The sequence below is a fragment of the Rhizobium sp. LjRoot258 genome (assembly GCF_964254185.1).
Lineage (GTDB): Bacteria > Pseudomonadota > Alphaproteobacteria > Rhizobiales > Rhizobiaceae > Rhizobium.
Genome location: NZ_CAXUST020000001.1, coordinates 3,130,727 through 3,153,256 on the forward strand (window position 1 = coordinate 3,130,727; position 22,530 = coordinate 3,153,256).

The 22,530-nt window shown below is 60.9% G+C and carries 22 protein-coding genes; 14 read left to right on the top strand and 8 right to left on the bottom strand.

Translation table 11 applies throughout. The features are described from left to right. Window positions 1-71 precede the first annotated feature (71 nt). Entirely contained in the window at window positions 72-1,229 is a 1,158-nt protein-coding gene (locus ACSQ9D_RS15415) for an aminodeoxychorismate synthase component I (protein ID WP_436282927.1), read from the top strand. Next, the gene (locus ACSQ9D_RS15420; protein WP_436282928.1) at window positions 1,229-1,855 is read left to right on the top strand and encodes an aminotransferase class IV family protein; all 627 of its coding nucleotides are present in this window, start codon (window positions 1,229-1,231) and stop codon (window positions 1,853-1,855) included. Before ACSQ9D_RS15415 ends, ACSQ9D_RS15420 begins: the two co-directional genes overlap by 1 nt. Here the strand turns inward: ACSQ9D_RS15420 and ACSQ9D_RS15425 are convergent. Next, window positions 1,852-2,760, bottom strand: coding sequence for a diguanylate cyclase domain-containing protein (locus ACSQ9D_RS15425; protein WP_436282929.1), 909 nt, complete (start codon window positions 2,758-2,760; stop codon window positions 1,852-1,854). The two genes, ACSQ9D_RS15420 and ACSQ9D_RS15425, sit on opposite strands and share 4 nt — an antisense overlap. 132 nt (window positions 2,761-2,892) lie before the next feature. On the opposite strand from ACSQ9D_RS15425, the gene ACSQ9D_RS15430 reads away from it, so the two are divergent. From ACSQ9D_RS15430 to hemH, 7 genes are all read left to right on the top strand, one after another. Further along, complete coding sequence (locus tag ACSQ9D_RS15430) at window positions 2,893-3,177, top strand: YciI family protein (protein ID WP_436282930.1); 285 nt, start codon at window positions 2,893-2,895, stop codon at window positions 3,175-3,177. A gap of 21 nt (window positions 3,178-3,198) precedes the next feature. Further along, window positions 3,199-3,567: a DUF4440 domain-containing protein gene (locus ACSQ9D_RS15435; protein ID WP_436282931.1), complete on the top strand. Its 369-nt coding sequence runs from the start codon at window positions 3,199-3,201 to the stop codon at window positions 3,565-3,567. A 9-nt stretch (window positions 3,568-3,576) separates the two neighbouring features. Then, window positions 3,577-4,452 carry a heme-dependent oxidative N-demethylase family protein gene (locus tag ACSQ9D_RS15440; RefSeq protein WP_436282932.1) on the top strand — a complete coding sequence of 292 codons (876 nt, stop codon included), beginning with the start codon at window positions 3,577-3,579 and terminating at the stop codon, window positions 4,450-4,452. A gap of 136 nt (window positions 4,453-4,588) precedes the next feature. Further along, window positions 4,589-6,040: a homospermidine synthase gene (locus tag ACSQ9D_RS15445; RefSeq protein ID WP_436282933.1), complete on the top strand. Its 1,452-nt coding sequence runs from the start codon at window positions 4,589-4,591 to the stop codon at window positions 6,038-6,040. A gap of 169 nt (window positions 6,041-6,209) precedes the next feature. Further along, entirely contained in the window at window positions 6,210-6,578 is a 369-nt protein-coding gene (gene omp10, locus ACSQ9D_RS15450) for an outer membrane lipoprotein Omp10 (RefSeq protein WP_436282934.1), read from the top strand. Between the two features lie 188 nt (window positions 6,579-6,766). After that, complete coding sequence (locus tag ACSQ9D_RS15455; protein WP_436282935.1) at window positions 6,767-8,662, top strand: 5'-nucleotidase C-terminal domain-containing protein; 1,896 nt, start codon at window positions 6,767-6,769, stop codon at window positions 8,660-8,662. Window positions 8,663-8,786: 124 nt separating this feature from the next. Beyond that, entirely contained in the window at window positions 8,787-9,821 is a 1,035-nt protein-coding gene (gene hemH, locus ACSQ9D_RS15460; protein WP_436282936.1) for a ferrochelatase, read from the top strand. Between the two features lie 3 nt (window positions 9,822-9,824). Here the strand turns inward: hemH and queE are convergent, their stop codons facing one another. The 3 genes from queE to queC are packed head-to-tail and all read right to left on the bottom strand — an operon-like array spanning window position 9,825 to window position 11,625. Next, window positions 9,825-10,562, bottom strand: coding sequence for a 7-carboxy-7-deazaguanine synthase QueE (gene queE, locus ACSQ9D_RS15465; protein WP_436282937.1), 738 nt, complete (start codon window positions 10,560-10,562; stop codon window positions 9,825-9,827). Next, window positions 10,559-10,915: a 6-carboxytetrahydropterin synthase QueD gene (gene queD / locus ACSQ9D_RS15470; protein ID WP_024318207.1), complete on the bottom strand. Its 357-nt coding sequence runs from the start codon at window positions 10,913-10,915 to the stop codon at window positions 10,559-10,561. The genes queE and queD overlap by 4 nt, the downstream gene beginning before the upstream one ends. Beyond that, window positions 10,915-11,625 (bottom strand): 7-cyano-7-deazaguanine synthase QueC, encoded by a 711-nt coding sequence (queC, locus tag ACSQ9D_RS15475; protein ID WP_436282938.1) that lies wholly within the window; start codon window positions 11,623-11,625, stop codon window positions 10,915-10,917. Before queC ends, queD begins: the two co-directional genes overlap by 1 nt. A 202-nt stretch (window positions 11,626-11,827) precedes the next feature. Here queC and ACSQ9D_RS15480 point away from each other — a divergent pair, with 202 nt between their 5' ends. Beyond that, on the top strand, window positions 11,828-12,826 hold the full coding sequence (locus ACSQ9D_RS15480) for an SPFH domain-containing protein (RefSeq protein ID WP_436282939.1): 999 nt from the start codon (window positions 11,828-11,830) through the stop codon (window positions 12,824-12,826). 3 nt (window positions 12,827-12,829) lie between these two features. Beyond that, on the top strand, window positions 12,830-13,285 hold the full coding sequence (locus tag ACSQ9D_RS15485) for an NfeD family protein (RefSeq protein WP_436282940.1): 456 nt from the start codon (window positions 12,830-12,832) through the stop codon (window positions 13,283-13,285). Here ACSQ9D_RS15485 and ACSQ9D_RS15490 read toward each other — a convergent pair whose 3' ends face one another. Next, window positions 13,286-14,281 carry a KpsF/GutQ family sugar-phosphate isomerase gene (locus ACSQ9D_RS15490; RefSeq protein WP_436282941.1) on the bottom strand — a complete coding sequence of 332 codons (996 nt, stop codon included), beginning with the start codon at window positions 14,279-14,281 and terminating at the stop codon, window positions 13,286-13,288. A 406-nt stretch (window positions 14,282-14,687) separates the two neighbouring features. Further along, window positions 14,688-15,278 (bottom strand): ester cyclase, encoded by a 591-nt coding sequence (locus ACSQ9D_RS15495; protein WP_436282942.1) that lies wholly within the window; start codon window positions 15,276-15,278, stop codon window positions 14,688-14,690. A 348-nt stretch (window positions 15,279-15,626) separates the two neighbouring features. Between ACSQ9D_RS15495 and ACSQ9D_RS15500 the strand changes: the two genes are divergently transcribed. Continuing rightward, window positions 15,627-17,147 (top strand): outer membrane beta-barrel protein, encoded by a 1,521-nt coding sequence (locus ACSQ9D_RS15500; protein WP_436282943.1) that lies wholly within the window; start codon window positions 15,627-15,629, stop codon window positions 17,145-17,147. Between the two features lie 66 nt (window positions 17,148-17,213). On the opposite strand, the gene galU is transcribed toward ACSQ9D_RS15500, so the two are convergent. Beyond that, the gene (galU, locus tag ACSQ9D_RS15505) at window positions 17,214-18,101 is read right to left on the bottom strand and encodes a UTP--glucose-1-phosphate uridylyltransferase GalU (protein ID WP_436282944.1); all 888 of its coding nucleotides are present in this window, start codon (window positions 18,099-18,101) and stop codon (window positions 17,214-17,216) included. Window positions 18,102-18,301: 200 nt separating this feature from the next. On the opposite strand from galU, the gene ACSQ9D_RS15510 reads away from it, so the two are divergent. Next, window positions 18,302-19,525 (top strand): lytic murein transglycosylase, encoded by a 1,224-nt coding sequence (locus ACSQ9D_RS15510; protein WP_436282945.1) that lies wholly within the window; start codon window positions 18,302-18,304, stop codon window positions 19,523-19,525. Between the two features lie 61 nt (window positions 19,526-19,586). Continuing rightward, entirely contained in the window at window positions 19,587-20,816 is a 1,230-nt protein-coding gene (locus ACSQ9D_RS15515; protein WP_436283847.1) for an SGNH/GDSL hydrolase family protein, read from the top strand. Between the two features lie 81 nt (window positions 20,817-20,897). On the opposite strand, the gene ACSQ9D_RS15520 is transcribed toward ACSQ9D_RS15515, so the two are convergent. Next, window positions 20,898-22,352, bottom strand: a complete 1,455-nt coding sequence (locus ACSQ9D_RS15520; RefSeq protein WP_436282946.1) for a glutamate synthase subunit beta — start codon at window positions 22,350-22,352, stop codon at window positions 20,898-20,900. Window positions 22,353-22,530: the final 178 nt, after the last annotated feature.

Below are 22,530 nucleotides of genomic sequence, written 5' to 3' on the forward strand. Positions count from 1 at the left end.
TTCCTCATTCCTGTGCTTGTCACAGGAATGAGGAAATCCAGAGCAATCGATGTCAGCAGACGGGAGCGCGGATGACAATTTCTGAGCCACACATCCTCTTCCGGGACGACACGACCGGGGAAGTGATGCTCTTTTCCGATCCGTCGGAGATCATCATCGCCCGGACGCGGGCCGAGGTCTTTGCGGGACTTGCCCGGATGGAAGAGGCAAAAGCCGCAGGCAAGTGGCTGGCAGGCTACATGGCCTATGAGGCTGGCTACCTCTTCGAGGAAAAGATGGCGGCCTTCACGAGGGAAGGTCGGGAAACGCCGCTTCTCGCCTTCGGTGTCTTCGATGCCCCACGGGCCGATACCCAGCCGCTTGCCCAGCCGAAGCAGCGCAGCGAGAACGAGGAATTCCTGAGTGCACCCAAGGCCGGCTGGGATTTCGTCACTTATAAGCAACGCTTTGACCGCCTGCATTGGCATCTGCGCCAGGGCGATTGCTACCAGGCGAACCTTACCATGCCGATCACCGCCCACTGGAGTGGCGATCCGCGCGCGGCATTCTGGTCCCTGATCGAACGGCAGCCGGTGAAATACGGCGCGCTTGTCGATCTCGGCGGCCCAGTCCTCCTTTCGCGCTCGCCCGAACTCTTCTTCCGCACGGACGAGGAAGGCTGGATCGAAGCCCACCCAATGAAGGGGACGGCAAAACGCGGAGCGAGCGACGTCGAGGACGCCGCGATCATTGCCGCGATGCGCGAGGATATCAAAACCCAGGCCGAAAACCGCATGATCGTCGACCTCTTGCGCAACGACATCTCGCGCATCACGCAAGTCGGCACGCTCGACGTTCCCAAGCTCTTCGACATCGAGACCTACCCAACCGTGCACCAGATGGTCAGCCACGTGCAGGCGAGACTTCTTCCTGATCTCGAAATCCGCGATATCTTCGCCGCGCTCTTTCCCTGCGGATCGATCACCGGTGCCCCGAAACTCCGCGCCATGCAGATCCTGCACCAGTTGGAAGACGTGCCGCGCGACGCCTATTGCGGCGCGATCGGCATGATTTCGCCAAGCGGCGCCATGCGCTTCTCCGTCGCGATCCGCACCATCAGCCTGTTTGCCGGCGGCAAGGCCGTCTTCAATGTCGGCGGCGGCATCGTCTTCGATTCGACTGCCGAGGCTGAGTACGAGGAGTGCCTGCTGAAGGCGCGCTTCGCCATCGGTGATCAGGAGATCGCGTGATGACCGATTTCTCGCTGATCGAAACGCTGCGCTGGGAACCGGAAGCCGGCTTCGTACGGCTGCGCCTGCATCTTGCCCGCCTTTCCCGCTCCGCCCGTCGCATCGGCTTTCCCGACACCACGAATGCTGGTGCGAAATTGGAGGAGGCCGTTGCCGGCGCCACGACGGCTCTGCGCGTGCGGCTGACGCTTGATCGCTTGGGGCGCATCGACGTGACCTCGGCTCCCTTCGTGCCGGCCCCGGCAGGCACCGAATGGAAGATTAGGATCGCCGACACCCGTCTCGATTCCACTGACAGATTGCTGCGGCTGAAGACCACGCGCCGTGGTGTCTACGAGGCCGCACGCGCCGAATGCGCGACCTGCGAAGCCGACGAGATGTTGCTTCTGAACGAACGTGGCGAAGTCTGCGAAGGCACGATCACCTCCGTCTTCCTCGACGACGGATCCGGCACGCTACGCACGCCTCCAATTTCTTGCGGCCTGCTGGCCGGCGTGCTGCGCACAGAACTGATCTGCCAGCGCAAGGCACGCGTTGGACGCCTCTCTGTGGAAGATCTGACAGCTGGAAAACTCTATGTGGGCAATTCGTTGCGTGGACTGATCCTGGCCCGGCTCGTCGGCTAGGCCACGATCTTCAGCCGATCGCGGCCGCTCTGCTTGGCGTTATACAAGGCCTCGTCGGCGCGGGCATAGACTTCGCGCGCCGTCTCGCCGGGCCGCAACTCCGCCAGTCCCGCCGAGCATGTGTAACTGAAGGAAGGTACCGTCGGTATGGGGCGGGCGCCGCGCACCATCCTGACAATGCGGTCGACGATCAGCTCAGCCTGCGCCAGCGTGGTATCCGGCAGGATCAGCATGAATTCCTCGCCACCGATCCGCCCGAAGCTGTCGCGTCGGCGGATGACCGGCTGCAGGCGGCGCGAGAAATCGATCAGCACATCATCACCGAACTGGTGGCCATAGATGTCATTGATGCGCTTGAAGAAGTCGAGATCGATGATGCAGATGCAGCCGATGACGCCTGCATTGGCCGAGTCTTGACGTGCTATCAGGCTTTCCAACGCCGCCATCATGAAACGACGGTTGGAAATGCTCGTCAGTTCATCCGTCTGCGAGGCCCGCAGCGCAAAATCACGGTCCTGCCGCACGTCGCGCCCGCTTTGCTTCAGATGCGTAATGTCGCTGGCGATGCAGAGCATCCAGCCGTCCTTCTGCACCGTCTCGGTCATCCAGAACCAGCGGCCGTCGACGACGTCGGTTTCGAATGCCCGGAACGGCAGCTTGCCGCGGCGCGATTGTGCGGAAACGAGCCATGTCTCGAAATCGGCTGTGCGAATGATCGTGCCCTTGCCCGCTCGCGTGTTGCGGCGCATGAGTTCCGACCACAACGGCGTCTCGTCAGGTTCTAAGGCGTAAGTCGAACGAAAGGCCGCGTTTGCATAGCGCAACCGGTCTTCCTCATCGTACACGGCGATCAGGACGGCGCTGTCTTCCTGCAATTCGGCAAGCCGCTCAGATATCTGGTTCATCCGATTGTTCCGGGCGTGCTGAAATTAACGGTTCGCAGTTTGGAGCAGAATTCTAAAAAGAATATGGATGGCTGCACGCCAATTGAATATTCACATGCGTCAGAACGCAACACCCTGAAAGGAAATTCTGCGATGTTCATCCTCGCCCTGACCTATGTGAAGCCGACCGAGGAAGCCGACAAATACATGGAGCGCCATCTGGCCTGGGTGAAGCAAGGTTACGCAAAGGGGTGGTTTCTTGGCTCTGGCCGCAAGGTGCCGCGCACCGGCGGTGTTATCCTTTCGCTCGGTCAGCGCGCCGAAATCGAGGCCTATGTTGCAGAAGACCCCTTCACCATCCATGGCGTAGCCGAATACGATATCACCGAGGTCGCCATCACCACGACGGCGGCGGGATTGGATATTTTGAAAGACTGAACGCACCAACGTGGGAGTGGCATGAGCGACCTCAGCGAACATCTTCAATCTCTGGAACAACGGCTGTTCGAGCCTGAGGTGCTCAATTCGCGTACTGCGCTCGAATCTCTTCTCTCGCCCGACTTTCGGGAGATCGGCGCTTCCGGCGGCCTGTATCTCTATGAGGACATCATCGCCACCCTGCTCACCGAGCCGCCGGATGGTACAACGCGCACGTTGACCGATCTCGAGATGCAATTGCTCTCTCCCGACCTGGCGCTCGTCACCTATAGGGCGGCGCGGTCCACCACGAGCGGTCCACCCGTCAGATCGCTGCGCAGCTCCATCTGGCACCATGATGCCGACGGTCAGTGGCGGATGGTCTTCCATCAGGGGACGTTGACGGCATAGAGTGCGGTCATGACGCTTGCGACCTACACGCCCTATGACGGCTCCGCGCGCCCGTTCACCATCGGCTTGATGCCACTCGATCTTGCCCGCTGGATCGAACCGGATGGCGATTGGGGTCGCTATACCGGTGAAAAGCGACGACTGATCGAGACCCATCGCGACGAGATCTTCGTTGCCGAGGAGGAGACCGCGGAGGCGCAACAGGAGGTCTTCGATCTCCTGCAGGTTCACCTTTCAAAATGCCATCCGGAGCTCGCCCACAGCATTGCCGATGCCGCCGACCAGGACGCCCCTCCCTTGCTGCGCGCCGGTCTGCTGGTGCAGGACGATCTCGTCATCATGCGTCGCGAGGAAGACGGTTGGCATCTCGTCGCCGGCTTCGTTGCCTTCCCGTCTTCCTGGTCGCTTAAGGAAAAGTTCGGCCGCCCGATACAGGCAATCCATGCCGATGTGCCGGGTTTCGGCGAAGGGACGCGCAACGCGGCGCTCATCACCCGCATCTTCGACAATCTGCAGGTCTCGCAGCCGGTCGAGCGGCTGAACTGGTCCGTCAACGTCACCGACGATCTCTTCCTGCCGCTTTCCAAGCACCGTCGCCCGCCGTCTGCCGAACCGTTCACGCTTGCCGAGCGCTTCGCGCGTGTCGAGCGTCAGACACTGCGCAGGCTGCCGGCGTCGGGCGATATCCTCTTCACCATCCGCGTCTATGTCGATCCCATCACGGCCATCGCCCATCATCCGAATGCCGGCAAACTCGCCGCAAGTTTCGCCGCGCAACTGGATGGCCTCGATGAGCAGCAGGCGGCCTACAAGGGCCTGACCTTGCAGAAGGCAGAGCTCGCCGCCAAGCTTCGGGCGCTCGCAGACGCCCTCTTTCCTGCCTGATATTTGTGTTCCCGGCCCGAACGCTCTTTATTGTGACGCGGTTTTATGGTTAGAGCCGGTCACTTTGCATTATCTGCGCCATTTCAGATGAATTCTTAGGGCTCATCGCCTTCGTCGCCTTCCACAGGAGAAAAGAATGACGGAACAGACCCACCCGGTATATGCCGAAATTACCGGCCCGATCGTGATGATCGGCTTTGGCTCCATCGGCCGCGGCACGCTGCCGCTGATCGAGCGCCACTTCAAGTTCGACAAGAGCCGGATGGTAGTCATCGACCCGCGCGACGATGCAGATCACACCGAAATCATGGCAAAGCACGGCGTCAGGCACATCAAGTCGCATGTCACCAAGGACAACTACAAGGAGCTGCTGAAGCCGCTTCTGACCGAAGGCGGCGGCCAAGGCTTCTGCGTCAATCTTTCCGTCGATACCGGGTCAGTCGACCTGATGAAGCTCTGCCGCAAGCTCGGCGCTCTCTACATCGACACCGTCGTCGAACCCTGGCTCGGCTTCTATTTCGACAAGAGCATGAAAAATGCCGACCGCACCAACTACGCGCTGCGCGAAACCCTGCGCAAGGAAAAGGCGAAGAACCCGGGCGGCGCCACTGCCGTTTCGACCTGCGGCGCCAACCCGGGCATGGTCTCGTGGTTCGTCAAGAAGGCACTCGTCAATCTTGCCAACGATATCGGCCTGAAGTTCGAGGAGCCGGATCAGCACGACCGCGAAGGCTGGGCGAAGCTGATGAAGAAGGTCGGCGTCAAGGGCATCCACATCGCCGAACGTGACACGCAGCGCACCAAGCACCCGAAGCCGCTCAACGTCTTCTGGAACACCTGGTCGGTCGAAGGCTTCATCTCCGAAGGCCTGCAGCCGGCCGAACTCGGTTGGGGCACTCACGAAAACTGGATGCCGAAGAACGGCAAGAAGCACAAGAAGGGTTGCAAGGCGGCAATCTACCTCGAGCAGCCGGGCGCCAATACCCGCGTCCGCACCTGGTGCCCGACGCCCGGCCCACAGTACGGCTTCCTTGTCACCCACAACGAGTCGATCTCGATCGCGGATTACTTCACGGTTCGCGACAAGGATGGCGAAGCAACGTTCCGCCCGACCTGCCACTACGCCTATCATCCGGCCAACGACGCCGTGCTGTCGCTACACGAAATGTTCGGCAATGGCGGCACATCGCAGCCCGTTCACCACGTTCTCGATGAGGACGAACTGGAGGACGGCATCGACGAACTCGGCGTCCTGCTCTACGGCCACGAAAAGAACGCCTACTGGTACGGCTCGCGCCTGTCGCTGGAAGAAACCCGCCGTATCGCTCCTTACCAGAACGCCACCGGCCTGCAGGTGACCTCCGCTGTTCTCGCCGGCATGGTCTGGGCGCTCGAAAACCCGGACGCCGGCATCGTTGAAGCCGACGAGATCGACTACAAGCGCTGCCTCGAGGTGCAGACGCAATACCTCGGACCCGTCGAAGGTCACTACACCGACTGGACGCCGCTGGACGGTCGCCCGGGGCTCTTCCCGGAAGAGATCGACACCAAGGATCCGTGGCAGTTCAAGAACATCCTCGTTCGTTGATCTTAGCCCCACCGCATTCGAAGATGCCCGCCGCAAGGCGGGCATTTTTGTAACGCTTGCTGTATAAATGCCGCCGCCTCTGGCTGGAGACTTGCCTTCCCGCCGAGCCCGCGCCATGTCTTTCTACAACCACACGGATAGTTTTCGTTCCGATCGCCGGGAGAAGCTCATGAAAATCAGAACCCTCGTTGCCCTTTTCGGCGCTGCCGCAGCCTTGGCTGCTTGCACCATGTCGTCGCCACGCCCGATGCCGGTCGCCGCAAATCCGGCTCCAACGGGCGTTGAAGGCTCATGGGCGGATCCGAACGGCATCATCTCGACCTTCCAGGCGGGAACGTTCACCACCCGCACGACCGACAGCAACCAGCTTCTCGCTTCTGGCACCTATGTGAACACCTCTCCGTCGCTCGTCGAGATCAACATGACGTCGCTGGTGCGCAAGACGCAGTCCAAGGTCAACTGCGCGCTGGTGACCCAGAGCCAGTTGAACTGCACCTCGGATGCCGGGGCGCAGTTCACCTTGAGCCGCCGCATGTAAAGGTCCACCGGCACCGAACGACGAAAGCTCCCCTTTGTGGGGGCTTTTTTGTTTGCCGCTCTTGGAAAGCGTCGAGGCTGTCACAGCTTTTTCTCTTGCCGCTGCCAGTGCTAGGTGAAAACATCGATCACGTAGGGACGGCGCAGCGCAGGGGTCAAAGGCTTCGCCCAAAAAATCAGGAGAGCAGGATGACGAAATCATTTCAATTCGGTCTGCTGACCGCGTCGATGCTGGCGCTGTCGAGCGGCGCCGCTTTTGCCGATTACGAACTCAATATTCTTCATATCAACGATTTCCATTCGCGCATCGAACCGATCAACAAGTTCGATTCCACCTGCTCGGCCGAGGAAGAGGGCAAGAAGGAATGCTTCGGGGGGGCGGCGCGCTTGAAGACCGCGATCGACCAGCGCCGACAGGCTCTCGATGGCAAGAACGTGCTGCTGCTCAATGCCGGCGACAATTTCCAGGGCTCGCTTTTCTACACGACCTACAAGGGTGCTGCCGAAGCCGAAGTGCTGAACGACATGAAGTTCGACGTGATGACCGTCGGCAACCACGAGTTCGACGACAGCGAGGATGGCCTGGCAACTTTCCTCGACAAGGTGCAATTCCCTGTCATTTCAGCCAATGTGTTGGCCGGCGACGGCTCGAAGCTCGGCGACCGCATCAAGCCTTCGCTGGTGCTCGACGTCGGCGGCCAGAAGATCGGCATCGTCGGCGCCGTGACCAACGACACGGAGGAACTCTCCTCGCCCGGTCCGAAGGTGATGATCGCCGACGACGTGCAGACCATCACGGCAGCCGTCGAAGACCTGAAGAAAGAGGGTGTCAACAAGATCATCGCTCTGACCCATGTCGGCTATCCCCGCGACCTCGCAGCCATCGCCAAGATTCCTGACGTGGATGTCGTCGTTGGCGGCCATTCGCACAGCCTGCTGTCCAATACCGACCCGAAGGCCGAAGGCCCCTACCCGACGATGGTCGACAATCCCGACGGCCACAAGGTGCCGGTGGTCCAGGCCGCGTCCTACAGCAAGTATCTCGGCGATATCGTCGTCACCTTCGATGACAACGGCGTCGTCAAGGGAGCCAAGGGCGACCCGATCCTGATCGATTCTTCCTTCACGCCCGATCCGACGCTGACCGCAAGGATCGCCGAACTTGCCAAGCCGATCGAGGAGCTGCGCAAGAAGGTCATTGGCTCCAGCGAGGCCCCGATCCAAGGCGACCGCACCGTCTGCCGCGTCGAGGAATGCTCGATGGGCAACCTCGTAGCCGACGCCATGCTCGAGCGCGGCAAAAGCCAGGGCATGACCATCGCCATCCAGAACGGCGGTGGGCTGCGTGCCTCGATTGATGCCGGCGACGTCACTCAGGGCGAAGTCATCACCGTGCTGCCGTTCCAGAACACGCTTGCCACCTTCCAGCTGACGGGCGCCGATATCCGCAAGGCGCTGGAAAACGGCCTCGGCAAGATCGAGGAGGGTGCCGGCCGCTTCCCGCAGGTGTCGGGCCTGAAATACACGTTCGACAAAGCCAAGCCCGCTGGCAGCCGTGTAGTATCGGTCGACGTCAAGGAAGGCGATGCCTTCGTGCCGCTCGACGACGCGAAGACCTATGGCGTGGTCACCAACAACTTCATGCGCGCAGGTGGCGACGGCTATTCGATCTTCGAGACGGCCGGTAAGAACGCCTACGACTTCGGACCGGACCTTGCCGACGTGACCGCCGAATACCTGGCTGCGCACTCGCCCTACAAACCCTATACGGACGGCCGCGTGACCGAGGTTGCGGCCTCGGGAACCGAAGCGCCGGCAACCACCGAGGCCGCGCCCGCTGCGCCTGCCTCCCCGGCGACATCGGCACCCGCCACGGCTCCGGCAGCATCGACGGCCGAAGCTCCCGCAGCGCTTGCCCCGAACACGCCGACCAACCACGTCATCGCGGCTGGCGATACGCTCTGGGATCTTGCCGAGCAGTTCTATGGCGACGGTGCGCTCTGGAAGAGGATTTCCGAGGCCAACGGCACGCCGGCGCCACGCCATCTGACGATCGGCAAGGAACTGCAGATACCGTCGAAGTAAGACGATTTGTCTCGATCCTGAAAGCCGGTCCGGGGTTTCCCGGGCCGGCTTTTGTTTCTATAGGGTGAACCATCGAAGCCCGGCCGCATACGAGCCGGCAGACCAGACGAGCACCGGGGTTCAAATGACAGTTGATACTGCGCACCGCCCGGCGGACCATCCGCCGGTGAAATCAGGCAAGGTGGGCGTTTTGCTCGTCAATCTGGGCACGCCCGATGGCACCGACTACGCCTCCATGCGCCGCTACCTGAAGGAGTTCCTGACCGACAAACGCGTCATCGAATGGTCGCCCTGGAAGTGGTATCCGATCCTGTTCGGCATCGTTCTCAACACGCGTCCGCAGAAGGTAGGCAAAGCCTATGAGACGATCTGGAACAAGGACAAGAACGAAAGCTATCTGCGCACCTACACCCGCAACCAGTCAAATCTGATGGCCGAGCGCCTGAAGGATCTGCCCAACGTAAAAGTCGACTGGGCGATGCGCTATGGCACGCCTTCTATCCCGTCCCGCATCCAGGCACTGAAAGACGAAGGCTGCGACCGCATTGTTCTCTTCCCGCTCTACCCGCAATATGCCGCCGCAACGACGGCGACGGTCAACGACAAGGCCTTCCAGCAGCTGCTCAAGATGCGCTGGCAGCCGGCGCTTCGCACCGTCCCCGACTACCACGACGACGAGACCTATATCGAGGCTCTGGCCAATTCGGTAACGAACCATTTGGCGGCGCTGGATTGGCAACCGGACATGGTGCTTGCCTCCTTCCACGGCATCCCGCTCTCCTATTCAGAGCAGGGCGATCCCTATTACTGGCAATGCCAGAAGACCGGCCGGCTGCTGCGCGAACGGCTGGGGCTGCCGGAAGACAAGTTCATGGTGACCTTCCAGTCCCGCTTCGGGCCTGAAGAGTGGCTGCAGCCCTACACCGACAAGACGGTCGAGAAACTTGCGCAGGACGGCGTCAAGAAGATCGCCGTGCTGAACCCCGGCTTCGTCTCCGACTGTCTCGAGACGTTGGAGGAAATCGCCGAACAGGCCGCCCACTCCTTCCATGAGCACGGCGGCCAGAAGTTCACCCACATTCCTTGCCTCAACGACAGCGAGGACGGCATGCGGGTGCTGGAGAAAGTCGTCCGTCGCGAACTGCTCGGCTGGGCTTGATCGTCAGACGCCGCGCTTGTTGCCCCAGAGCAGAACGTGCAGTTGGGGCAGTACCCGTGCCTCGAACCACCGGTCCTCGGTGACCTTGTCGACGAGCCACAGCATCCTGTCCATGATGCCATCGATGTCGACGCGCGCATCGTCGTCATCAGGCGGCGGTGGCGTGTGGTTCCCCGGCTGCAGATAGACGGGCAAATTGGGATAGCGGGTGGCCGCCTCGCGGGCATAGGCGTAGTCGCGATCGTCGAAAACGACGATCTTCAGGGCGATCTCAGGTCCATCGGCGGCCATCCCGAGACAGTTCTCGAAGGCATCGAAGTCGGTTGCCATGCCGCTCGAGGGCGGCTTGGGGCTCAGCACCAAGACATCGAGATCGGCAAACCATTCCTTGGCGACGCTGCCCTGCGTCTCCAGCGCGAACCTGTAGCCTCGCTCATGCCCGTGCGCGATCAGACCGCCAAGCGGCTGGATCGCCGGATTGCCGCCGGAGAGCGACACCATCAGCGGCTTGCCCCCGGAGAGCCTTGTCACCTCTTCCCATATGCCATCGACCGTCATGGGCAGCCACTGTTCGCGATACTGGCTGTCGACCGCATGCAGGCTGTCGCACCACGAACAGCGATAATCGCAGCCGCCGGTGCGAACGAAGACGGTCGGCAGGCCGATCAGAATGCCTTCCCCCTGGATCGTCGGCCCGAAGATCTCGCTGACGCGGATCTGCGTCTCGCGAACCCCGCTCATGGCCGGTATTCCGCCCAGGTCTTCGGCGTTTCACTGACGCGCACGGCCGAGGTTTCCGGTAGCCACTCTTTGCACCAGTCGTAGAAGTGCTTGGCGAGATATTCCGACGTCACGCGGTCATGGCCGAACACCTCATTCAGGTGCCGATGGTCGAAGCGCTCGTCGATGTAGCGCTTCAGCGGCGAAAGCTCGTGATAGTCGCGCACGAAGCCGTTCTCGTCGAGCTCGGCAGCCGCAAGCTCCACGACCACGATGTAGTTGTGTCCGTGCAGCCGCGCGCACTGGTGATCGGCGGGCAAATGGGTCAGCTGATGCGATGCGGAGAAGTGGAACTCCTTGGTGATGCGAAACATCACTTCACCTCCCTGGCCGAATAGCCTGATGTTGCCGCCACCCAGAAATCCGGATCCTCGTATTCCGTGGGATCGGCAACGCCAGCGAGATGAAAGGCCTCACGCCGCTCCACGCAGGTGCCGCAACGCCCGCAATGGCGTGTACCGCCCTTGTAGCAGGACCACGTCTCGGCAAAGGGCGTTCCGTATTTCGCGCCATCGGCAACGATATCGGCCTTCGAGATGTTGACGTAAGGTGCATGCAGCGAGACGCTGGCGTAGCCCTCAAGCGCCTGGTTCTGCATTTCCTGGAAGGCATCGATGAAGCCCGGGCGGCAATCGGGATAGATGAAATGATCCCCGCCATGCACGGCAACGGCCACGGCATCTGCCTTTTGAGCCGCGGCAAGACCGAAGGCGATTGCCAGCATGATTGCGTTCCGGTTCGGCACCACGGTCGCCTTCATCGTCTCTTCGGCATAGTGGCCATCTGGCACATCGACGTCGTCGGTCAGCGCCGATCCCGTCAGGTGCCGCCCGATGGTGCGGATATCGATGATCTGGTGTGGCACGCCGAGCCGCTTGGCGCAGGCTGTCGCAAAGTCCAGTTCCTTGCGGTGTCGCTGTCCGTAATCGAAGGAAAGCAGGCCGATAAGCTGATGCTCCGCCGCCACGCGATGGGCGAGCGAAATGGAGTCCAATCCGCCGGAGCAGATGACGATAGTCTTCATGATGAGGATCCCTTGTTTTGACCGGGTGGGCTGCGACCGGTATTTCCTGCGCGCCTTCTAGGCCAAAGCGGCCCCGTTGTGAATAGCCAACCGACATCCCATATCGAATCCATGACCAAACGGTCTCGCCGGCTGAAGATACTGGCGTTTCAGGTCGGCTCGTCTAAGGTTGTGTCAGTCGATTCTATCGCGGGGGAGTTTTATGGTTCTGGGCGGCTTTGATATCGTCGTTATTGCGCTGGTGGTCTTCGTCATCCTGGTCCTGTTTGCCGGGATCAAGACGGTGCCGCAGGGCTACCGCTACACGATCGAGCGCTTTGGCCGCTACACCCGCACGCTGGAACCCGGCCTCAACCTGATTACCCCCTTCATCGAGCGTATCGGCGCCCGCATGAACGTCATGGAGCAGGTTCTCATCGTGCCGACCCAGGAGGTAATCACCAAGGATAACGCTTCCATTTCGGCCGACGCCGTCGCCTTCTTCCAGGTCCTCAATGCCGCCGAGGCCGCCTATCAGGTCGCGCAGCTCGAGAATGCCATTCTGAACCTGACGATGACGAACATCCGCACCGTGATGGGCTCCCTGGATCTCGACGAGTTGCTGTCGAACCGCGACGTGATCAACGACCGCCTTCTGCGCGTCGTCGACGATGCTGTGCAGCCCTGGGGCATCAAGGTGACGCGCGTCGAGATCAAGGACATTCAACCGCCGCGCGACCTCGTCGACGCCATGGCGCGGCAGATGAAGGCCGAGCGCGAGAAGCGCGCGCAGGTGCTTGAGGCCGAGGGCGCCCGAAATGCCCAGATCCTTCGCGCCGAAGGCGCCAAGCAATCCGCCATCCTCCAGGCCGAGGGCCAACGCGAAGCGGCCTTCCGCAACGCCGAAGCTCGCGAGCGCCTCGCCGAAGCAGAAGCCAAGGCGACGAAGATGGTGTCCGAAGCGATCGCATCAGGCAATGTCCAGGCCATCAACTATTTCGTTGCGCAGAAATATACCGAAGCGCTTGCCTCGATCGGCACCGCCGCCAATTCCAAGGTCGTGTTGATGCCCGTCGAGGCGTCCTCCCTCATCGGATCGCTCGGCGGCATTGGCGCGATTGCCAAGGAGGTCTTTGGCGACAATCCGACTCCGCCGGCGCCGCGCCCAGCGCAGCGCACCACACCGCCCGTCAACCCGTTCCACCCGTCCACGGAGCGCTGAGCCATGATTGCCAGCCTTGTTGCGGAACTCGGACCCTGGAGCTGGTGGATCGCCGGCCTGGTGCTGCTGGCGGCAGAATTGATCGCACCGGGCTTCTTCCTCGTCTGGATCGGCCTTGCTGCCTTGGTCGTCGGCATGCTGTCGCTGCTGTTCTGGGACAGCTTTTTCTGGTTCTGGCAGGTTCAGGCCATCCTGTTTGCGCTGCTTGCCGTCGTGGCAACGTTCATCGGCCGCAAACTGACCCTGCGGCACGGCGAGACGGATCAGCCTTTTTTGAATCAGCGGGCCGAAAGCCTCGTCGGGCGCACCGCAACGCTGGCGGAGCCCATTCGCGAAGGGCGCGGCCGCATTCGCCTCGACGATACGATCTGGCGCGTCAGCGGCCCGGACCTGCCCATCGGCACCAAGGTAAAAGTGGTGGCAAGCAGCGGCCGCGATCTAACCGTGGAAGCGGCCTGATCAGGCCACTCCGATCCGCAGCAGATCATGGAAGTGCACGAGCCCGATCGGGCGGTTGTCGTCGTCGACGACGATCAGTGCGCCGATGCTGTGCTGGTTGAGCATCGCAAGCGCGGCCGTTGCAAGCACCGTCGGCTTCACCGTCTTTGGCGTGCGCGTCATGATGTCGTCAACCAGCAGCTCGGAGAGATTGCGCGTGAGGTTGCGCGCCACGTCGCCTTCGGTAACGATACCACAGAGACGGCCGTCCCCTTCCACGATCCCGACGCAGCCGAAGTGTTTGCGCGAGAGTGTCGAGATGGCTTCCGGCACCGACGTCCCCTTCGCCACCAATGGCACGCGATCACCCGTATGCATGATGTCGGCGACGTGGCTGAGACTCGCACCGAGCTTGCCGCCTGGGTGGAAGACATGAAAATCGCGGGCAGAAAAACCGCGCGCGTCGAGCAGGGCGATTGCCAGCGCATCGCCCATCGCCAGCTGCATCAAAGTCGACGTTGTCGGCGCAAGGCCATGCGGGCACGCCTCCTCCTCGTTCGGCATCAGCAGGATGATGTCGGCGGCAGTCGCGAGTGACGATTTCTCGGAACAAGTGACGGCAATCAGCGGAATCGAAAACCGACGCGTATAGGCGACGATGCTGCGAAGCTCAGCACTTTCTCCGCCCTTGGAAAGGGCAAGAACGACATCCGTCGTGCCGATCATCCCGAGATCGCCATGGTTGGCCTCGGCAGCGTGGACGAAGAACGCCGGCGTTCCGGTTGAAGCCAGTGTCGCCGCGATTTTCACGCCGATATGGCCGCTCTTGCCGACACCGGTAACGATGACGCGACCGGTGATCCCGGTGATCATCTCGACGGCTCGCATGAAAGGCTCGGTGAGGCCGCCGTCAAAAGCTCGCTCCAGGGCTTCAAGCGCCCGCCTCTCGGTGCCGATCGTCCGCTTTGCAGACTCAATAACACCGTTTTCGATGACATTTACCGCTCTTTTGATCATGGCACTGCGTTAGCGGTTTTCACTGGCCGAGTCCATCGGCTGATCCTCAAGGGATGCCGTCGCAACGAATGGTTACACCAGTCGATCCAGATGTGAAGGAGGCTGCAAAGGCCGACACGAAGCGGGATACTCAATGTTCTTGTAGATGTCGCGCTTTATGGAAAGAACGAAACCAGCCGAGTAAACGCGGCGGTGGCCGTGTTGAACCGGGGATGGGGTCGGCCGAAGCAGAGTGTCGATGTAGATTCACCCACAGGCAGGATTGGTCTGCGTTGCTGAACGCGCTCGATGAGCACAACGACAGCGCTAGCAGCGGATCAGCCTATAGTGATCGACGCGCAGCTGATCGAGGTGAGATCCGAGTGAGCGAAAACCTTCACACTCGTGCGGCCGAACTTGAAAACGCCTATTTACCAACCCCGATTTGTGTCATGAGGGTTGCGTTATCCCAGAACAGATACTCTTCGTCCATCGTACCCTCCTTGTTCCAACGCCCTAACGTTGCCATGGGTAGATGGTAGGTTTTACCTGTCGGCTGAATAACAGTTCCATCCGCCAGGGTCATAGGCTTGGTAAAGGTGCCGTCAAGAAATCCCATCACAGCAGTCCACTCGGCGTCGGCTGTGCCAAACCTTACAGGATGTTCGGTAATCCGGTTATCTGGAGCAAATGTCCACATGAACTCCAGCTCCTTGATGTGATCCGGAATGCCCTTGGTGGTGTGACCGTCCGGATAGTGCACGGTGATGTCCTTGGCGTGGCTCTTATGAAGGTCCTCCCACTGCTGGCCGGTGTAGACGCGGAAATCGAGGTCGTCAAAGTTAGCCAGGCGTTTTGCCAACTCGGGCGGCATCCCCTCGACTTTCGGGGTAGGCTCTCCAACTTTGGTGCTGGGCCACGGATCTTGATCGGCAGCCGCCAAAGGTTCAACGAAAAGAAGACAGGCACTCGTGAGGCCAATGCCGATCGCGAGGGACAGGGCGTGTCTGTGCAGCATAATTTCTCTCCCTCTGTTAGTATGCGAAATGAAACCTGCGTGCCATGTCGCTGTGGAATTGTGCACGATACAATCTACCACCGACTTTGCGGATGTTCTTCAGCGGAGAATCTCACAACGCCGCACTGCGTCCCGAGATGGGCGGGCGCTCTCCATCGAAAACACCCGCGCCATATCTTTTTTTACGAACGGTTAACCATAAAATAACGTTTGCCCGGCATAGTTAGCTGCATATATACAGCGTGTATTTTATATTTGTTTTCATACGCTTAGCGGTTTTGCGTTGTGTATGTGAAACAGCAATAGGCGTTACGTTCGGGTAACGCTTCGAAGCATGCCAGGATCGACATGGGCCATTGGAAGGATACGAGCAGTCTAACGCCGCTCCGTGCGGCGGGCTTTGCCGTATCCATGGCTCTGACCGCAGGCGTTCTCCTTGCTTCCCAAGCCGCATTTGCGCAGTCGACGCCGACACCAAACAGCTCGATACGCTCGTCCACTACGCTGCCTGGTGCGGCGACCGAGGATGAAGGCGATATCCCAAAACCGTCTAACGGCACCACGTCAGCGGCCGATAACGCGCAAGGAGCCACCACCGCCGCCATTGCAGCGCCCGATCAGAAGCCGAGCGATGAAACCACCGGGGCGATCCTTGACGAGGACATGATGCGCCTCAACACGCGCGAGGCGCCGCTTGACGAGCGGCTGCCGCCCCGCAAGCCGGAGCCGAACCCGGCAACCGAGGAAACGCCCGGCATCCGCATCGGTACCTTCGTGCTGCGTCCCACCGTTACCCAGAGCATCAACACCGAGACGCAGAACGATGGCGGCGTCAAGCAGACGCGCGCGTTCCTCGAAACGGACATGCACACGACGCTGACGTCCGACTGGGCTTTGCACCAGCTCTTGGTGACCACCGACGGCGCCTGGCAGAAGAACGTCAGCGGCGAAGGCGAAGAACAGCCTAATTTCAGGATCATCGGCGATCTGCGCCTTGATCTTCCGCAGGACACGACGGCACACATTACCGGCGGCTACCATTTCTACCGCGAAGACACCGATGATCCGAATGCCGTGCAGAACGCGGACGAGCAATCGGACGTCCAGGAATTCAGCGCCGGCGCCTCGATCGAGCGCGACTTCGGCATCCTGCGCGGCAGTACCGGCATCGATCTGAGCCGCGCGATCTATTCCGACGCCACCTTATCGGACGGCACCACGATTTCACTGGGCGACCGCAACCAGACCAGCGGCACGATCCGCGGCCGTATCGGCTACGAGCTTTCTCCCGCGCTCATCCCCTTCATCGAGGCCAATGTCGGCACGACGGTCTATGACGAGAGAGTTGATTCGGCTGGCTTCCGGCGGTCGGGGGATAGCTATGGCGCCAAAGTCGGCGTCGAGCTCGATATGGGCGAAAAGCTTCGCGGCGAGGTTGGCCTCGGCTACGAGACGGCCACCTTCGACGATCCGCGCCTTGCGGATATCGACGCGGCCGTGGTGGACGCTCAACTCCTTTGGTCGCCGCTCAGAGGCACCGACGTTAACATCGGCCTGCTGACAAGCATCAACCCGTCGACGACCGCCGGTGAATCCGGCTACGTTTCCCATGCCTTGGCGACGGCCGTCACGCATCAGCTGCGTGACAATCTGACAGGCACTGTCCTTGGCGGCATCACCTACCGCGATTACCCCTCGGATAGCCCGACCAGCGACGAAACGGTCTACGCCACGGGCGCCGGTCTGACCTGGAATATCAACCGCTACCTCGATCTGACCAGCACGATCGGCTACGAACTGACGTCTCGCAAGACGAGCAGCGACTCCGAGCAGTGGCGAGCCGGTGTCGGCCTCAAGCTGAAGCGCTGAAACGAAATCCGCCTCCAAGTGGGAGACTTGAAGGCGGACGCAATTCGTTTAGGCGGCGGGCCTGCTTCAGAGGCCCTTCAGCAGTTCCTTGAAACCGCCCTCGACGGTTGGGCGGATGTCCGCACGCTCTAGTGCGAACGCTACGTTCGCCAGGATGAAGCCGTCCTTGGCGCCGCAGTCATAGGTCGTCCCGCGGAAGTGATAGCCTGCAAAGGCCTGATCCTTCAGCAGCTTCAGCATGCCGTCGGTCAGCTGGATCTCGTTGCCGGCACCGCGTTCCTGCGTCTCGAGGATCTTGAAGACCTCAGGCTGCAGGATGTAGCGGCCGTTGATGAAGTAATTCGACGGCGCTGTACCCTTGGCCGGCTTCTCGACCATGCCGGTGATGCGGAAGCCATCCCCGATCGCCTCGCCGACGCCGACGATGCCGTATTTGTGGGCCTGATCGGGCGCGCACTCTTCGACAGCGACGATGTTGCCACCGCTATGGGCATAAAGATCGATCATGCCCTTCATGCAGCCCTTGCCTTCGCTTTTCATGATCATGTCGGGCAGCAGCAGCGCGAATGGCTCATTGCCAACGATCTCGCGGGCACACCAGACGGCATGGCCGAGACCGAGCGGCTCCTGCTGGCGGGTGAAGCTGACTGTACCGGCCTTGGGAAGTTGGCCGGCAAGCAGCGTCATTTCCGCCTGCTTGCTGCGCTCGCGCAGCGTCTGCTCGAGCTCGAAGTGGATATCGAAGTAGTCTTCGATGATGTGTTTGTTACGGCCGGTGACGAAAACGAAATGCTCGATGCCCGCTTCCAAAGCCTCGTCGACCACATACTGAATGATCGGTTTGTCGACGACAGTCAGCATTTCCTTCGGCACGGCTTTCGTGGCCGGGAGAAAGCGAGTCCCGAGACCCGCAACCGGAAATACAGCTTTGCGAACTTTTTTATGCTCTGCCACACAATCCTCCTGCGATGATTACACCGCTTGAAATAAAAGGCATTCTTGATTGGACTAGATGAGATTTACTACGGTTTTGCAAATGGTGACTGCGTTCCTACGTCATGGTAAAGAATTTGTTGACTTCGTTCAGGTAGTCTCAGGCCTGAGCGGAATTTCGCGCTCTGCTGTGCCTGAAACGAAAGGACGGATGACCGCCGATGACTCAAAATCACAGAAACTCCCTTCGTGGTCTTGCTATCGCACTCATCGTGACCGCGTCCGCCGGTCTGGCTCCCCTCAACGCGAAAGCCGATCAGCGGTTCCAGAAGTGGATCGCGGACTTCTATCAAACTGCCGCTCAAAATGGCATCAGCAAGGCAACATATCGCAAAGCCTTCTCAGGCGTCAGCGATCCGGACCCGACCGTGCTCGAGAAGGCGGCCTATCAGCCTGAATTTACAACGAAAATCTGGGACTACGTGGATTCCCGTGTAAATCCGTACACGGTTCAGATCGGCCGTCAGATGGCTGCCAAGCATGCCTCGACACTGAATGCGATCCAACGCCAATTCGGTGTGGACAAGACGATTCTCCTCGCCATCTGGTCGATGGAGTCCAACTATGGCGCAGTTCTCGACAAGGATGACCGCCTGCATTATGTGCCGCGCGCTTTGGCGACGCTCGCCTACGCCGACGAACGCCGCGCGAAATTCGCCAAGAAGCAGCTGATCGCCGCACTGAAGATCCTGCAGAACGGCGATATCTCCCCGGATGGCATGACCGGCTCCTGGGCCGGCGCCATGGGCCATACCCAGTTCATTCCGACAAGCTACCTGCTCTACGCGGTCGACGCCGACGGCAACGGTCATCGCGACATCTGGAACTCCGTGCCCGATGCCCTGGCGACATCCGCCAACCTGCTGATGAAGAACGGCTGGGACGCGGGCAAGACCTGGGGGTACGAGGTCGTCGTACCGCCGAACGCGCGAAAGCAGGTCGGTAAGACCCACTCGCTGGCGCAGTGGGCCTCCCTCGGCCTGACACGGCCGAGCGGCAAGGGCTTCCGCGAAGGCGGCAGCAACGCCGTCCTCAAGATGCCGGCTGGTCCCGATGGCCCAGGCTTCCTGATGACCAGCAATTTCTTCACCATCAAGAACTACAACGCCTCGGACAGCTATGCGATCGCCGTCGGGCTGCTGGCGGACGAGATCGCCGGCTATGGCGGCATGAAGCAGCGCTGGCCGCGCCCGGGTGGCACGCTCGACGTCAAGGAGAAATTCGAACTGCAGACGCGCCTGAAGACGCTCGGCTATTATGACGGCGAGGTCGACGGCAACTTCGGCAGCGGATCGAAGGCAGCCATTGCGGCGGTCCAGGCCCGTATTGGAATGCAGCAGGACGGCGAGCCATCGCTGCCGCTCTTGAACGCGCTTCGCAAATAAGAAGAATAAATCGACGACATGTATCTTAGGGTGTGGACGCGCCTTCATGCTCCATGCGAGAATGCCGGCAGATGCGAGGCTGCTGACTATGCGTAAACGAGTAAACCGGGCAACGCGCCGCTGGGGTGCGATCGGCACCGCGACACTGGTGCTTGTCTTCAGCGCGCTGCCGGTGCACGTGGCCGATGCGCAGGAGCGCTATTACTATCGCCGCTCCATTCTCGACTTCTTCCTTGGTCGTCGCTACATCCAGGAATATCCGCGACAGGCACCGTCTCAGAACGCGCCGCAGCGACAGCCTGCGCCGAAGAGGAAGGCGGCGCCGAAGGCGGCTGCAGCGCCACGCCCAGCCGCTCCCGTGGTCGTTGAAGAGAAGGTGGTCGAGAAACTTGCCAACGCTCAGAAGATCCTTGTCGTTGGCGATTTTCTCGCCGGCGGTCTTGGCGTCGGCATGGATGCCGCGTTCAAGGATTCTCCCGGCATCGTCATCGAGACGCACAGCAACGTCGCCTCCGGTCTGGTGCGAGACGACTACTATGATTGGCCACAACAGCTGACGAAGTTCATGGACGAGGCGAAGCCCGCCATGGTCATCGTCATGCTTGGCGCGAATGATCGCCAGCAGATGGTAACGGATGTAGGCAAGGAAAAATTCAGGACCGACGGCTGGTATGTCGAATATCAGCGCCGTGTCGTCGACTTCGGCAAGCAGGTCACCGGCCGAAAGATCCCGCTCCTGTGGGTCGGCCTGCCGGCCTTCGATTCGCCTGCGATGACGGCCGATGCAGTGCAGCTCAACCAGCTGTTCCGCAAGCAGATGGAGAGCGTCGGCGGCGAGTTCGTTGACATCTGGGACGGCTTCGTCAGCGAAGGCGGTGAATTCATTGTCACTGGCTCGGATATCAACGGCCAGCAGGTGCGCCTGCGCACGTCAGACGGAATCAACTTGACCGAGGCCGGCCGGCGCAAGCTCGCCTTTTATGTCGAGAAGCCCGTGCGCCGTATCCTCGGCATTCAGGCAAGCCCCGACCTCGTCCGGCTTGACACGGGCAACGCGCCCACGATCGACACTCTTACAACACCGGGCCGGACCGAACCGATCAGCCTCTCCGACCCGAACCTCGATGGCGGCGCGGAGCTTCTCGGCGGCAGAGCCCTACCGGTCAGCGTGACCAAGTCACCGCGCGACATGCTGGTTCAGGACGGCGAGATGGCGCCTCCCCCAGCCGGTCGCGTCGATGACTACCGCATGGCGCCGATGAAGCCCGCGGAGCAGGTTTCTATCAAATAGGCAACGTGAGACGAAAGCCCGTCCTTGGCATGAAAAGGGCCGCATAAAGCGGCCCTAACTCCATTCATCAAACGGCATTGCTTACCGCGGCAGGACCGTCGAGCCCATCAGGGCTTCATCGATGGCGCGGGCGGCCTGGCGGCCTTCGCGGATGGCCCAGACGACCAGCGACTGGCCGCGGCGAACGTCGCCCGCCGTCCAGAACTTGTCGACCGAGGTCTTGTAGTCGCGGTCGTTGGCAACGACGTTGGTCGAGCCGCGACGGTCGGTATTGAGCGTCAGCTTGCCGTCGAGCTCCTTCAACACGCTGTCCTTGAACGGACCGCTGAAGCCGATCGCTATAAAGGCGAGGTCGGCCTTGATGATGAATTCCGTGCCGGCGATCGGCTTGCGACCCTCGTCGACTTCGCAGCACTTCACGCCGGTCAGCACGCCATCTTCGCCGACGAACTCGAGCGTTGCAACCTGGAACTCGCGAATGGCGCCTTCTGCCTGTGAAGACGAGGTGCGCATCTTCGTCGCCCAGAACGGCCAGACGGCGAGCTTGTCTTCCTTCTCCGGCGGCTGCGGGCGAATGTCGAGCTGGGTAACCTTCACGGCACCCTGACGGAACGCCGTGCCGACGCAGTCAGACGCGGTATCGCCACCGCCGACGACGACGACATGCTTGGCGCCTGCAAGGATTGGGTCAGATGCCCAGCCGACGCTGTCGATGTTTTCGCGGCCGACGCGCTTGTTCTGCTGCACAAGGTACGGCATCGCATCGTGGACACCGGCAAGCTCGATGCCCGGAATGCCCGCTTCGCGGGGCGTTTCCGAACCGCCGCAATAGAGCACGGCATCATAATCCGAAAGCAGCTGCTCGACCTTCACGTCGACGCCGACATTGACGCCACAATGGAAGGTGACGCCCTCGCCTTTCATCTGCTCGACGCGGCGATCGATGAAGTTCTTCTCCATCTTGAAATCAGGGATGCCGTAGCGCAGCAAGCCGCCGGGCTTCGACTCGCGCTCATAGAGGTGAACTTCGTGGCCGGCGCGGCCGAGCTGTTGCGCAGCCGCCATGCCGGCAGGGCCGGAACCGATGATCGCCACCTTCTTGCCCGTGTGCACCGTGGCCGGCTGCGGGCGGATGAAACCGAGCTCGTAGGCCTTGTCGGCGATCGCCTGCTCGACCGTCTTGATCGCAACCGGCGTGTCTTCAAGGTTCAGCGTGCACGCTTCCTCGCAAGGGGCGGGGCAGACGCGGCCGGTGAATTCCGGGAAGTTGTTGGTCGAATGCAGGTTCTGGATCGCCGCTTCCCAGTTGTTGTTATAGACGAGGTCGTTCCAGTCAGGAATCTGGTTGTGCACCGGACAACCGGTCGGCCCATGGCAATAGGGGATGCCACAGTCCATGCAGCGCGCTGCCTGTTTCTGTACTTCCTGGTCCGACATCGGGATCGTGAATTCGCGGAAATGCCGGATGCGATCCGAAGCAGGCTGATACTTCGCCACCTGCCGGTCGATTTCAAGAAACCCTGTGACCTTACCCATATTTTCGTCCCTTACACTCATAACCGCCTCGCCTGCGGCCAGTTGTCCATCGTCAGCCTCGACAGCGGAGGCAGGTTGCTTCTTTCGACCGTCATCAAGCATATCCCTTGAGTGCCATCCACGCGTCTGCGCTGCCTGAGGCTGCTGCCGATCTGTGGGTCATTGAGATACTTCGGTC

Excerpts from the sequence above, each read along its gene's own strand:
- ACSQ9D_RS15485 (WP_436282940.1), top strand. The coding sequence starts at position 12,830 with ATGATTGCCAGCCTTGTTGCGGAACTCGGACCCTGGAGCTGGTGGATC.
- ACSQ9D_RS15440 (WP_436282932.1), top strand. The coding sequence starts at position 3,577 with ATGACGCTTGCGACCTACACGCCCTATGACGGCTCCGCGCGCCCGTTC.
- ACSQ9D_RS15430 (WP_436282930.1), top strand. The coding sequence starts at position 2,893 with ATGTTCATCCTCGCCCTGACCTATGTGAAGCCGACCGAGGAAGCCGAC.
- ACSQ9D_RS15455 (WP_436282935.1), top strand. The coding sequence starts at position 6,767 with ATGACGAAATCATTTCAATTCGGTCTGCTGACCGCGTCGATGCTGGCG.
- ACSQ9D_RS15420 (WP_436282928.1), top strand. The coding sequence starts at position 1,229 with ATGACCGATTTCTCGCTGATCGAAACGCTGCGCTGGGAACCGGAAGCC.
- ACSQ9D_RS15415 (WP_436282927.1), top strand. The coding sequence starts at position 72 with ATGACAATTTCTGAGCCACACATCCTCTTCCGGGACGACACGACCGGG.
- queD (WP_024318207.1), bottom strand. The coding sequence starts at position 10,915 with ATGTTTCGCATCACCAAGGAGTTCCACTTCTCCGCATCGCATCAGCTG.
- ACSQ9D_RS15495 (WP_436282942.1), bottom strand. The coding sequence starts at position 15,278 with ATGCTGCACAGACACGCCCTGTCCCTCGCGATCGGCATTGGCCTCACG.
- ACSQ9D_RS15445 (WP_436282933.1), top strand. The coding sequence starts at position 4,589 with ATGACGGAACAGACCCACCCGGTATATGCCGAAATTACCGGCCCGATC.
- ACSQ9D_RS15515 (WP_436283847.1), top strand. The coding sequence starts at position 19,587 with ATGCCGGCAGATGCGAGGCTGCTGACTATGCGTAAACGAGTAAACCGG.
- queE (WP_436282937.1), bottom strand. The coding sequence starts at position 10,562 with ATGAGCGGGGTTCGCGAGACGCAGATCCGCGTCAGCGAGATCTTCGGG.
- ACSQ9D_RS15425 (WP_436282929.1), bottom strand. The coding sequence starts at position 2,760 with ATGAACCAGATATCTGAGCGGCTTGCCGAATTGCAGGAAGACAGCGCC.
- ACSQ9D_RS15435 (WP_436282931.1), top strand. The coding sequence starts at position 3,199 with ATGAGCGACCTCAGCGAACATCTTCAATCTCTGGAACAACGGCTGTTC.
- ACSQ9D_RS15480 (WP_436282939.1), top strand. The coding sequence starts at position 11,828 with ATGGTTCTGGGCGGCTTTGATATCGTCGTTATTGCGCTGGTGGTCTTC.
- ACSQ9D_RS15500 (WP_436282943.1), top strand. The coding sequence starts at position 15,627 with ATGGGCCATTGGAAGGATACGAGCAGTCTAACGCCGCTCCGTGCGGCG.
- omp10 (WP_436282934.1), top strand. The coding sequence starts at position 6,210 with ATGAAAATCAGAACCCTCGTTGCCCTTTTCGGCGCTGCCGCAGCCTTG.
- ACSQ9D_RS15510 (WP_436282945.1), top strand. The coding sequence starts at position 18,302 with ATGACTCAAAATCACAGAAACTCCCTTCGTGGTCTTGCTATCGCACTC.
- queC (WP_436282938.1), bottom strand. The coding sequence starts at position 11,625 with ATGAAGACTATCGTCATCTGCTCCGGCGGATTGGACTCCATTTCGCTC.
- ACSQ9D_RS15520 (WP_436282946.1), bottom strand. The coding sequence starts at position 22,352 with ATGGGTAAGGTCACAGGGTTTCTTGAAATCGACCGGCAGGTGGCGAAG.
- ACSQ9D_RS15490 (WP_436282941.1), bottom strand. The coding sequence starts at position 14,281 with ATGATCAAAAGAGCGGTAAATGTCATCGAAAACGGTGTTATTGAGTCT.
- hemH (WP_436282936.1), top strand. The coding sequence starts at position 8,787 with ATGACAGTTGATACTGCGCACCGCCCGGCGGACCATCCGCCGGTGAAA.